Below are 12,391 nucleotides of genomic sequence, written 5' to 3'. Positions count from 1 at the left end.
GAAATCGGATGCTCAAGCAGGAGTAACCGCTATGCAGTGGGGCAGTTCAGCCTTTGTGTTGGCGGTCGTGTTTTTCTCGACCCACGCTTCCGCCGACCCTGTTCAGAAATCAGAAGACATCGTGAAGTTTTTTACCGGAGCGGCCGACCTCGGCAAGTCGCGGGGAATTTGTGTCGGCACCGAGGAGGAGTGCAAAAGCAAGAGCAAGGCGAAAGACGCGCCGGGAGAAAAATCCAGCCTCGATATGCTGATCAATTTCGGGTTGGATTCGGCCGAACTGGACACCACTGCGCGCGCTGAACTCGGCGAGTTCGCCAAGGCGCTGAAGGACAGCCGGTTGAGCACATTCAACTTCGTCGTCGAAGGTTTCACCGACGCCACCGGCACGGTGCACTACAATGAAGGCCTGTCGCAACGGCGGGCGCAATCGGTGGCAGCCTTCCTGACGGCCAGCGGTATCGAGGCTGCCCGCATCAACGCGATCGGCATGGGGGAGAAGAATCCGCGCAGCCCCAACCCGTACGATCCCGTCAACCGCCGGGTGGAAATGCGGATAAAGACGCAATAGCGCGCGCTGCTGGCGCCGCCAAAAACTGCGCAGCTGTTCGGCGACGAACGGCGACAGGAACTGGCAAGGACAGGTCTAACAGGCTTGGAACGCCGGCGGTCAGTTCTTGAGCACGCCGCCCACAGCCACACCGGTGCCGAAGATCAGCGCCTTGGTGAGGAAGTCGTTATTGTCCCGGGGTGGCGGAAGATCATCATCCTGCCGCACCACGGTCTCGCGGTTGCGCCGCTTCTGAACGACCTGCTTTTGTTTGCGGGGTTTCTGCGCCACCGGTCTCTGCGTGCGGACCTTCTGTACCACCTGCTTTTTCGGCTGCGTCGCACGGGCTTGATCGGCAGCATATCTGGCGCGCACGGCTTCCATCATCGGATCTGTCTGGATCACGAGGAATGCAAGTTGCTCGCGTGTCAGATAGGTGGTCTGCGGCAGGCCGTTCTTCGCTTGCCAGATGCCGATCGCCTGACGGGTCTGTGGGCCTATGTTTCCGTCGACGCGGCCAAGCTCGTTGCCCAACGCTTCGATGCGCAACTGCAGGTCGATGCGACCCTGGCGGTCGAGGCCAATGGCACTTTCCGTCAATTCGGTGCCCGGTGTCTGCTTCACCTCGTCCGGGACGCCGACCGAGGTGCGCACCGCGGAGCCGGAACTGGCGTTCGCCTGGTCCGTATCGAGTGCCGCGACCTGCCGGTTCTGGGCTTTCGGATCGTTCAATTCATCAATGCTCAGCCGCGCCACCGTGGCGAAGCGGCCGTTTGGGAACTGGTCGAGATAAGCCTCGTAGAACGGCACCGAGTTGCGCTTGGAGGCTTCATCCCAGAGCCGCTGCTCGACTTCCCAGGAAGGCGCGTCACCAGCGACCGGAGCGGGAACGGTTGCCGCCGCGGCATCGGCAGGCTTTGCCGCAGGCGCCGCCATCTCAACGGGTCTTCCCATGAAGACCTCTCGCCCCAGCGACGCGTTGTGCCAGGGCCTCTGGCGACCTTGTGTCGTCTCGGTCACTTCGCCGCGCACGCGCGTCAGCGCGCTCTGGATCTCAATGCCGGGTTCGGTCAGGTGCCTGGCGAGCGCCGTGGAGTACGGGCTGTTGACGCCGTTGCCATCGAAAGCGATGGCGCCCGGATCGGTTGCATAGGCGATCAGGATGCCGCCTGTGCCTACGCCCTCCGATTTTGCTTCGATCGGCGCCAGACCGGAGCCCAACGAGCGCGACTTCGGCAGCGAGGCGGCCAGCGTCCTGGCGAGCGGATTGTCGCGGCAGGCATCGAGGATGATGACGCCCACCGCCGGATCTGGCGGCAGCGCCGCCAGGAAGTCGTCGACCTGAATGGTGCGGGTCTTGAGATAGGCCGGCGACGTCAACTCGGCGTCGACCGGTATCAGAAAATTCTTGCCGTCGACCTGCATGCCGTGCCCGGCATAAAAGATGACGGCGAGGTCGGCGTCGTAGGACTGCTCCGTGAACCGGCTGATGAGACTGTGCATGCCGGCATTGTCCTGATCCATCCCCTCGATCACCTCGAAGCCGGCATTGCGCAGCGTGGATGCGATGAGGTGCGCGTCGTTGGCGGGGTTGGGCAAGGCGACGGCATGAACATATTTGCTGTTGCCGATGACCAGTGCGACGCGCTTGGCGTCGGGCGCGGCTGCCTCGGCGCTGAACGCGGCAAGGACAAAAAGGAGAAATCCGCTCAGAAAGACGATGAACGCTTTCATGGACCAGCCCTCCGCCCATCAGGGCGCATTGTTGATGTCTGCGCATGCTAAATTTCGTCAGCGACACGGTCGCTTATGCCAAAAATGGCTCTTGGGCGTATGTGATCTCGACCACAGTCTTGGTTCACAAAGGGCCCGAAAAAAGTCACCTATAATAACACTTTGCAGCAGGAGCACCAATGGTCCGATGGCAGCTCATAAACCGCGAGGGCAGTTCAAAGCGTATTCTGAAGCGAGCTTATGACGGCCGTGACGGCTTGCTTGTATTTTTCGAACTCCGGCGATGTCTGGCGGATTTCCGTCGTGCTGGTTGTCTGCTGGCCGGCGTCGGTCGCTACTCGAGCAACCTTCTGGCCCATTTTCCTTTCTGCCCAATCCACGACATAGCCGGCGGTCTTGCCCGTGAGAAAGGGGTTGGCTTGAATGACGGCGGACCCGAGCACGGCGCTCAATTGGGCCGAACCCGACGCCGACAGCACCTGATGGGCGCCTTCCATGCCCAGGAAATGGCAGAGATAGAGCCGGCCGGCTGTGATTTGATGGCCGCGTGCCCGAAGATAGGCTTCGCCTTCCCGTGCCAGATTTCGCACCATCTCGCGCGAGATCGTGGCGTCGTAGCGCAGAGCGAGCAGGTCGGCCGTCGACAGCGTTCTTGCCAGTTCAGGGCGGTAGGTGTTCATCATCCGGATCCAGGTTTTTGTGATGAACTGGCCAGCGCCGGTTGCTGATGAATTCGGGTTCTTGGCGCGGGCGCTGCCACCACTTTCGACGTGAACGATACGGTCGGTCAGCGTTTCGACAGCGACATCGCCGGAATTGCCAGAATTGCCAGTATCATAGATGGCGACCGCGGCGGTGACCGTCCCCAGCGGATCGATCGCCTCGCCATTCTGATAGAGTTCGAAATGCAGATGCGGTCCGGTCGACAGGCCGGTGGTGCCGATATAGCCAATGATGTCACCGGCCTTCACCTTTGTGCCGACACCGCTAGCGATTGCGAATTTTTGCATGTGTGCGTAGCGCGTCTCGCGTCCGTTGGGATGAGCAATCTTCACCAGGTTGCCGTAACCGCCGCCGTCGCCCTGGAAGATGATCTCGCCGTCGAAGGCGGCTGCGATCGGCGTACCCACGGGGGCTGCCCAATCGACGCCCTTGTGGATGCGAACCACGCCCAGAATTGGGTGCTTGCGTGGGCCGAAGGTGGACGTCATGACCCCGTTGACTGGCGTGACCATGCCGTTGGTGACCGTCAGCGAACGAACCTGATCGTCGCCGGTCACGCACGCAAACTGACCGTCGCTCTGCTGGAAAACGAAGCATTCGAGGCTCTTTTCAGTACCTTGCACACCGACATACAGCACGCGGCCGTCGGTCTCGCTCTTGCCGCGCGGCGTTTGCGAATAGATCAGGACAAGGCGCTGGTCCTCGCTGGCGAAGGCGTCCAGATCCTGTCCTCTCGACAGGTACATGATCGCTTCGCCGATCACCCCGGTCGGAACTTTGTTGCGCGCCGCCGTCGAATAGATTGCATCGAGCAGGCGATACTGCCGCTTGTGCGTGCCTTCCTCCGGTGCGCCCGAATAGTTGAACAGATCTTCGCGGACCCAGGGATCGACACCTGATACGAACGCGCCCGCGGCGTTGCGCGTCAGCGTGCCGACAAAGACGTTCTTGGCGTAGATCGACACCTGCATGAGCGACATTGTTGTCGTCTCGCGCGTCGGCCTGAAACCGCGCATGGCGACGACATAACCCGGTTCCAGGCCTTCCCGGTTGAAAAGCGCCTTCAGAGCTTCGCCCGCCAGCCTGGCGTCCTCGGCGGAGAAATGCGCATCGAGCGCAACGCTGTCCAGGCTGCGGTCGTTGAGGATTTTCACGAACGAGTCTTCCGTCGCCTCGAACCGCTGATACTCATTCGTAACGGTTGCGACACTGGTGTTGTTTTCGATCTGTGTCTTCTGGAATGCGGGGAGGGCTGCCTCGCCGGCATCGATTGTTTCACCCCAGCCGGCTTCGGGATCGTCGGTGCCCATCTGCTGTCCCGCCGCTGGAGCCTCGTTGGGAGCAGGCGATGGCTGAAGATCGTTCTGCAGGTCCCCCGCCGGTGGCTGAAGATCGTCCTGCAGATCGTTGGACGGCGGCGGGGCGGTCTGCCGTTGCGCCTGGAAGAATGCGAAATCCTCCTGCGTCGACGGTATTGTCGTCATGAATTTCTCGCTGGCGCTGAGCATCACATCCGACAGGATTTCGATCTGCGGAGAAACGCCGGCCTGATCGAGATCCGCCGGCCTCGCGATCGAATGGCCCTTCGACGTGGTGTCGGCGTCGGGTGCAAGGGTAATCCACATCGGATCCCCGGCAAGGTCGATGATGGCAGGCACATAGACCGATGCATCGGCCGGCACGTCGTCCACCCCTTCGACCGCGTGGAGTTCTTCGTCTTCGTCGCCGAACGACCAATAGTCCGCGGTAAGGTAGAAGCCCACGGCGATCGACAGCACGACAATCGCGGCAAGACCGGCAAGCAGCCGGCGCCAGAGCTTGCGTCTGCGAAGCGCAAGGCGCGCCTCCTTCTTTTGCCTGAAGCTCGTGTCGATACTGTGCGTCACTGGCTGCTTCCGGTCAGGAAGAACGTCCACCGCACCTGTTCAAGCGTATCGATTTCGAGAAATTGCGCCGCGATATGGCCGCGCTGCCAGCATTCGTCGATGCCGCGGATCGAGAAACGTCGTCGCTCGATACACATCTCCGTCGATCCGGTGAGGATCGCATGGCCAAACACGTCCGTGGCATAGATGTAGATGTAGCGGTTCGTCAGTTCCTCGCGGATGACGTTCACGCATTGATTTGCGCCGATCGTCCACCAGCCGTCGGTCTGGTCCGCATTGTCGATCTTCTGACCGACTGCGAGATTGACGACGTCGAGTGTCTGATTGCAGACCGTGAATTCGGCTCGCGCTTCACTGGATGACAGCACGGCCAGCAGCGCCGCGCCCAAGATGACCGCAAGCTTCATGCGGCCCGTAAGGGCAAGCAGGGCTCGAACCGGATCACGCTGCTTCATGGGCAGGTCGGCGGACGAGTGAGGCAAACACGAGCAGCGTTCCATCGGGCGCCCATGCTATCCGCCGAGCCGGAAATACTTGGCAGTGGCTGAGAACTGAGATCCGTCGGTCTCGATTTCCTCGAGAATTTTGGGGAGCAGCACCGAGGCTGGCGTCGGCGTGGAGAACGCAGCCGCCTGAATATCCTGAGGGCCCGTGATCACCATTATGATCTGCGGCACAGCCTTTCCGGCGGCCTTGTCGGCGGCGCCGAGGCCAATCGGGATGCTGAAGGTAGCCTTGTCCGATTGTGCGACGATGCGGTCGTCGAGATTGAACACCATGCCCTTGTGATCGATCAGCAGTACGCTGGAAATGAGCCCGCCACGCGTCACCAGCGTGCCGCTGATCGGCGTACCGTTCGGCACCGATGTCCGGTCGAGGACAAGCTGCGGTTTGTCGGCCGCGGTCTGCTCCAGGAAGCGCAGAAAATTGGTGACTTCGCATTGGCTCGGCTCAATGAGGCGGACGCTGATGTCCGGCTCGACATGGAATCTTGCCTGGAAATCGCCCAGCATCCGTTCGAATGGCTGGACCGCCGTTCCAAATCCTTCGATCGCGGCGGCCGTGTCGGTTGTCGAATTCATGGTCGCATAGAAACAGTCGCCGCCGCCGAAGTCGCGAACCCAGGAGACTCGTTGCGCGATGTCGTCGACGGCCGGGGGAACCGCCGGTTTGGGCACGTTCAACGCAACGACAGGTTGGTCCGGTTGTTTGGCTGCCGGTGGCTCGGTCTTTTGGCTCTCGGTGTTCGCGACATCCGTCTGGCTTACAGTGGGGTTGGGCGCGGGCGCGGCCACCTTGGGCGCTGCCGGCTGGCTGATCTGTGGTTCTGGTTCGGGCTTTGGGCTCTCCACAACCTCTGGCTGGGTCGGCGGTGTCTTTTCGGACGACTGCGGCTCCTCCGTTGCCGATGACTTCGGGGGGTCCTCGGTTTGCGCGGGGACAGTGGGCTTCGCGGGCTCAGGCGTTTGCACTGGCTTGGCATCTGCCTGGCTTCCAGCCGGCGGCGGGCTCGCCTCTGTTTGCGTTTGCGCTTGCGCTTCCATTGCCGGCGGTTTCGCGGGTTCCTCGGTCTGCGAAAGGACTTCGGCAGGCTTGGCCGGCTGCGTATTTTGAGCCGCCGCGGCGTCTGGCTGGTTTTCAGCCGGCGGTAGGCTGGGCTGAGGCTGCGCGGGCGGAGCTGGCTTTGCCGGCTCCGCGGCGTTCGCGACTTTGTCGGTGGAGGTCGGCTTTGACGTTTTCGGTGCAGGCTTTGATGGTTCGGGCGCGGACAGCGATGTCTTGCCGGCAGTCGGCGTCGCCGGCGTCATGAAGCCGCTCACATACAGGCCCGCGCCTGAGGCGACAGCCAGTGCCGCCAAGGCAGCGATGGCGATGGTTCGGGTCTTTGTGGATTTCTTGGGCATATCCGCCGCGACCGCGCGTGGAGATCCGGCGACCGGCGAAGGCCGCGGTTCGGACAAATGCGCGGGCCGGACATGCGGAACGAAGCGCTGCTCGCCCGAACCCGTTGCCGTCGGCGCGTTGTGTCCCCCGACATTGGATGGCTGATGCTGGCCCTTGGGATCAGGAGCAAGGGTTTGCCCGGCTGGTGGCAAAGCCGGCCGGTTGCGGGGTGTGATGGACGTCGGCGGCGTTGTTCCTTCGTCTTCGCCACGCGTCATCCTGGCGATATCAGCCATGCTGACCGGCCGGTCTTGCGGATCCGGTTGCAGCATGGCTTCGACAATGCCACGGAAATCGTCGTCGATGTCGGAGAGATCAGGCACGGCCCGCCGCTTTTCGATGATCTCGAACTGCGATCCGCTCATGTCGATCGGCTTCCCGCGTAGAGCTGCAGCCAGCACCAGGCCAAGGCTGTAGATGTCGGACTGTTCACTGACGTCGCCGCTGTACAGCCCGAGCTGTTCGGGCGAAACGTAGTTGTATTTTCCTGCGAACTTTCCGCCGATCAGTGTCTCCCCGCCTACGGTTGCTGATCGCGCTATACCGAAATCGATGATCTTTGCGCGGTCGACCCGGCCCCCTGGCAGGATGATATTGTCCGGCGAGAGGTCGCGATGGATTGCTCCCGCTTGATGCACGGCGCTCAGGCCGGATGCGAGGCGATGGCAGAGCTTGCGCACCTCTTCCGTCGGCGTCGGGCCACGTCGCATGATGTCGTACAGCGACTCGCCGTCGACGAATTCCATGGCAAGGTAGGGGCGGCCGATCCCGGGATCGATGGTGAAAACGTGGTATCGCACGACCGCATCATGCGACAGATGGTTGAGGATCGAGGCCTCCTTGCGGAACAAGGACAGGATCGTCTGGTCACGGGCAAACTCGGGCAGGACGATCTTGATCGCGACGTGGTCTCCGGTCTGGATGTTGTGGCCACGATAGACCTCGCCCATGCCGCCGAACGCGATCCGCTCATCAAGTTCGTAGATGCCGCTGAGCTGCGTGCCTACTGCGGTATTGGCCACCTGTGGCGATATTCGCGTCTTGTCGTCGGCGCTCATCAGCCTCGGCCCTCCGCTCCGGACAAATCAGGGTGGAGCGTTTGTCCGTTGCGCCCTTTTTTGATCTTCACCAGCACGATGGTGACATTGTCTGTTCCGCCTCGCTTCAGCACCGTCTCCAGCAGATTTTCGCACGCCGCCTGAGGTGTCGCCGACACGACAGCGGCCTCGATCTCCGCGTCGGTGACATGCGCCGTCAGCCCATCGGTGCTCAACACAAAAATGTCCCCTGGCATCAGTTCACCCTGTTGGAAATCGATGACGAATTCGTCGCTGACGCCGACCGCATGCGTGATGACATTGCGGCGTGGCCAGGTGAGCGCCTCGGCCGCACTGATCATGCCTCGATCGAGGAGTTCCTGCACTTCGGTGTGGTCTTTCGAAATCTGCGAGATCGAGGCGTTGCGGATCAGATAAATCCGGCTGTCGCCCGCCCACAGGCAGGCAAACCGTCCGTCCATCGCCAACAGGGCGGCGACCGTGGAACCGATGGTTATGCCGCGAGATTCCGATATGCCGCGGATCTCGGCATTGGCTCGGCTCAGCCTGTCCTCGAAGCGCGCCCGCAGATCCGGTGCGGAGCTTGCGATACCGATCGTGGCCAGATGGTCGACAATGGCGGCTGAGGCGACCTCTCCGGCCTCATGCCCGCCCATTCCGTCGGCCACCACCCAGAGGCCGGTTCGTGGCTCGAGCAGATAGTTGTCCTCATTGTGCTCGCGCACACAGCCTTTGTGGCTCACGCCGAAACTGTCAAAGGGAAGGGCGACATCGCTCAACTTGCCACCAAGCGCTTCTTAAGCGTCCTCTGCGGTGCACTCCTGGGCACTCGCTCGAGCCACTTTGCCACAGGCTCGAACATTGGAGTATCGAAATTAAGGTCCGGGCGCCTGAGGCGCAGGCAGGGGGCCACCGTATTGAAAAGCTCGAAGCCCATCTCAAAACGCCTTCGGACAGCTGAATCCGGAAAGTGCGGAAAGGAAGAAGGGGCTGGGGCCTGCACCAGTCTGGATCGTATAGGTGACGTCGCGCCCGCCGATCACGAAGCGCGCTTCAACATTGCTGTCGCTGCCGGTGACGGTCGCCTTGTCCAGCAGCCGCTTCAGCGCCCACGGCCCCTCGAACTTGATGGTGGATTCGCGGCCTGGCATTTCCGGCGTCAGGCTCAGGCTGGCGGACCCGGAGGCCGTGCCGCTCGGCCAGGTCACGGTGCTTGGCGCGTTGCCCGCCTGGTTGCTCTGGACGGTCTGGCCGTCGACATCGAGCACCGCCGCATCGGCATCGCCATGCAGCGAGAACGGCGTGAAGGTGACGCTGACCGAGGGCACCGAACCGCCCTGGGGGAAAAAGGCGCTGCGGATTTCGGCCGCCAGCTGGAAGTCTTTCAGCGTCGATTTCGACAGGTCGCGCCCGAAGCGCGCATCCTGTTTCCAGCTCCAGTCCTGACCGCTCATGTCGATCAGCGATGCAAGGTTCTGTGCGAAGAACCGGTCCATCAGCCCGCCCGGAGCGAACAGTTTCGCGAAATCCGCCATCGCAATGTCCTCGGTGCCATTGCCGGAGAAAGGATAGCGGCCGTTGACCGCCGCCTCGCAGGGCTGTGTGACCGTCTGGTCGAGCATCTGGTTCAAATTCGCCACCGAGGTCTCGGTGACGTTGCCTTCAAACTCGTCCGCCGTCGCATTGACCATCCGGCCGAGTTGCCTGGGCAGTCGCGAGACATTGGCGCGAAGGGTGGCTATCTGGAGCTGCAGGTTTGCGTTGACACGTTCTGTCTGGGAGGGAACGTCGGTCACCAGTTGCAGGCTCTGGTAGATATCGCGGAAATTCTGGGTCAAGGCATCGATCGGGCGGTGTCCGGCAGGACCGCTCACCAGGGCCTGGAACGACCTGAATTGTGCTTCGATGTTGGCCCCGGGGTTTTCCGCGTTTGCGGATCCCGTGCCGGCACGGCTTTGCGATTTTCCGGTAGCGATATGAATGCCGATGCGAGCCAGACCCTTGGCCATGTTCGCGGCGTCCTGTGACTGGCCTTGAACAGTGCCGCCTTCAACCCCGGTGCCTTGGTTTTTGCCGGAACCCGCGGCCCGCGTCAGAGCTGTTTCGTCGGCGATCGCCGTAAACAGCTGTTCGATCGGCGAGGTTGGCGAGGCGACGGCGGAAAGCGCGATATAGTGCGGCTTGTCCTTCAGCATCGCTTTGAACTTCAAGCCGTCGAGAACGCTGTTCCATGCGGTGGCGAACTCCTTCCCATAGCGATCGAGAAGTTCGGGGCCGAGCTTGGGCAACTCCTGGTCGATGCCGCCTTGCTCGCCGCCGCCACCGAGGACCCACTGGTCGTCGACGAGCGTCTGGGCAATGCGCGAGAGTTGCCCGAGATAGAAGCTGTTGAAGCCGGCATAGGTATAGAGGCCGGGAACACGAAGGCCCGACAGATCGCCGCCATCGACACGCTCTAACAGCAACTGCGCTTCCGGGCCGCTTTTCAGGGAAACAGAAAAATCATCCAGCCCTGCCGCGTATACCGCGGATTTGACCAAGGCGGAGGCACGGTCGGCAAGACTCATGCGCCCGAGCGAGCGTTGAGCGGCTTCGACGAGCGGCTGGTTGAGTTCGAAAACCGGATCGTAGGCATCGTCCAACGCAAGCATGGCTCGCAGGTGCTTTTCGAGCTGCTCGCGTCCTTCGCGGTTATTTTCACCTGGATACCGGTTCTGCTCCCAATCCTGCTTCATCCAGGAAACGATCAACGCGTCGTCGACCTTCGGCGCCTTGCCGCCAAGCATCAGATAGATTTTCAACGGTTCGTAGAGCGCGGCGGGATCAGCCATCTTGGCCTGGATCGTCCGCTCGGCCTGGATCAGCAGGCGCGATCGGAACATTCGTTCCAGGGCTTGCCGGTAAGCGGTCTTGGATGCCGAAAGAAGTCTCTCCCGCTGGCCGAGACCGAACGTCTCCTCGATCGGTGTCGGCACGTCACTGGTCTCGAATCCAGCCGGCAGATTGCGCAACTGGTCGAGCGGGCCAATGACGTTTTCGAGGTCGACATCGGTGACCTCGGTGCTTTTGAGCAGCGCGTCCGCCGTCGCGCGATACTGGCTCATGGCCTGCGTGGTGGAGGCGATCAGCGACCGGTTGGCCGTGAAGCTCAGGGCCAGGGTGCCGAGCGCCGCCGCCGCGATCAACGCGATGGCGCCAAGGCCGCCGAATCTGGCGATCGCCGCACGTCTTACGGCTGATTTGTCATACGAAACCCATCCGGATTCGGCAAAAATGACGCCCGTCAGCAGATCATGCAAGAAGAAGCTTTTGCCGCTTCCGGAAAGATGGGCGCGGGAATTGCTGCCGAAGCTGCGGCCGAGCGCGCCCAGCACCTGATCGATCGGCGTCCCCTCTTGCGTGCCTGACGAGAAATAGAGCCCACGCAGGCTGACATTCACCTGGCTGCGGCCAGGATCGAACAGGCCGGCGATAAAATTCGTAATTCTGCCCCTCAGCGCGCCAAACTGCGCCGGGAAGCCAAAGACGGATATGCGCGCGACCGGGTCAGCCTCTTCCTGAAGGCGGTCAGGCATCTCCTCGGCCAGGCGTCTTGCCAGTGCATCGAATTCCGCCGGTGCCTCGGCGGCCATGTTCTTGGTGCGATCGCTGGTCTGGAATGTCGCGCCCCAGACCTTGCGCCGGCGCGGCTCGTCGAAAGCGCCGAAATAGTCCATGAATCCGACGACAAGATCGGCCTTGGTGAAAAGCAGATACACCGGAAACTGGATTTTCAGCGTCTCGTGGATTTCCCGGAGGCGACTGCGTATCTCGACGACATGAGCGTCAAGCTGCTGATCGTCGAGGCCGATGAGATCGGCAAGGCTGATCGCCAGGATGACGCCGTTTATTGGCTGCCGCGTGCGGTATTTCTTGAGCAGCGACAGGAAGGCGAGCCAGCTCTTGCTGTCGCTCTCGGTATTGGAATCCTGCGTCGTGTAGCGTCCGGCGGTGTCGATCAGCACGGCCTGATCCGTGAACCACCAGTCGCAGGCGCGTGTTCCGCCAACACCGGCTACCGGCTGGGCATCGCCTGAACCGGCCAGCGGGAAATTCAGGCCCGAATTGACCAGTGCCGTTGTCTTGCCTGCGCCGGGCGGGCCGATGATGATGTACCAGGGGATCTCATAGAGGAAGTTGCGCTTGCCGCTCGACCGTCTGAGCGCGGCGATCGCCTCGTTCATGCGCGCCTCGAGCACCTGCGAGTCGTCATCCCTGTCGTCGTTGCGGGCAACGGCGGTCTCCAGCGCCTTTTGCGCCTTGCGCATCTGCCAGAAACGCAATCCATAGAAGAGCGCCACGGCCGCCACGATCACACCGATGATAGTGGCGCGCAGCCAGGCAGGTCCGAGAGGACGGGTATCGGCGAAGCGGACCAAGGGGCCGGCAAACCACACTGCCGCCGCGAGACCGGCCAGCGCGATCATGCTGAATATCCGCAGCAGCCAACGCGTCATGGT

At 62.0% G+C, this 12,391-nt stretch carries 7 protein-coding genes; 1 reads left to right on the top strand and 6 read right to left on the bottom strand.

Annotated elements, in window-relative coordinates:
• The first annotated feature begins 31 nt into the window (after positions 1–31).
• The gene (locus ACZ89F_RS21495) at positions 32–568 is read left to right on the top strand and encodes an OmpA family protein (protein WP_476094005.1); all 537 of its coding nucleotides are present in this window, start codon (positions 32–34) and stop codon (positions 566–568) included.
• 99 nt (positions 569–667) lie between these two features.
• On the opposite strand, the gene ACZ89F_RS21490 is transcribed toward ACZ89F_RS21495, so the two are convergent.
• From ACZ89F_RS21490 to tssM, 6 genes are all read right to left on the bottom strand, one after another.
• Positions 668–2,281, bottom strand: a complete 1,614-nt coding sequence (locus tag ACZ89F_RS21490) for a caspase family protein (RefSeq protein ID WP_476094003.1) — start codon at positions 2,279–2,281, stop codon at positions 668–670.
• Between the two features lie 215 nt (positions 2,282–2,496).
• Complete coding sequence (locus tag ACZ89F_RS21485; RefSeq protein ID WP_476094002.1) at positions 2,497–4,890, bottom strand: M23 family metallopeptidase; 2,394 nt, start codon at positions 4,888–4,890, stop codon at positions 2,497–2,499.
• Entirely contained in the window at positions 4,887–5,279 is a 393-nt protein-coding gene (locus ACZ89F_RS21480) for a DUF1036 domain-containing protein (protein ID WP_476094000.1), read from the bottom strand. Before ACZ89F_RS21480 ends, ACZ89F_RS21485 begins: the two co-directional genes overlap by 4 nt.
• Positions 5,280–5,402: 123 nt before the next feature.
• Positions 5,403–7,892 (bottom strand): serine/threonine-protein kinase, encoded by a 2,490-nt coding sequence (locus tag ACZ89F_RS21475; RefSeq protein ID WP_476093998.1) that lies wholly within the window; start codon positions 7,890–7,892, stop codon positions 5,403–5,405.
• Positions 7,892–8,671 (bottom strand): PP2C family protein-serine/threonine phosphatase, encoded by a 780-nt coding sequence (locus tag ACZ89F_RS21470; protein WP_476093996.1) that lies wholly within the window; start codon positions 8,669–8,671, stop codon positions 7,892–7,894. Before ACZ89F_RS21470 ends, ACZ89F_RS21475 begins: the two co-directional genes overlap by 1 nt.
• A 159-nt stretch (positions 8,672–8,830) precedes the next feature.
• On the bottom strand, positions 8,831–12,388 hold the full coding sequence (gene tssM / locus ACZ89F_RS21465; protein ID WP_476093994.1) for a type VI secretion system membrane subunit TssM: 3,558 nt from the start codon (positions 12,386–12,388) through the stop codon (positions 8,831–8,833).
• Positions 12,389–12,391: the final 3 nt, after the last annotated feature.

This window comes from Mesorhizobium sp. USDA 3734 (assembly GCF_056279665.1).
Note: the sequence above shows the minus strand (reverse complement) of the source record. Positions and strands in the feature narration are given on the sequence as shown.

What these genes read in the sequence shown, in the direction of transcription:
- ACZ89F_RS21495 (WP_476094005.1), top strand. Translation starts at nt 32, where the DNA reads ATGCAGTGGGGCAGTTCAGCCTTTGTGTTGGCGGTCGTGTTTTTCTCG.
- ACZ89F_RS21490 (WP_476094003.1), bottom strand. Translation starts at nt 2,281, where the DNA reads ATGAAAGCGTTCATCGTCTTTCTGAGCGGATTTCTCCTTTTTGTCCTT.
- ACZ89F_RS21475 (WP_476093998.1), bottom strand. Translation starts at nt 7,892, where the DNA reads ATGAGCGCCGACGACAAGACGCGAATATCGCCACAGGTGGCCAATACC.
- tssM (WP_476093994.1), bottom strand. Translation starts at nt 12,388, where the DNA reads ATGACGCGTTGGCTGCTGCGGATATTCAGCATGATCGCGCTGGCCGGT.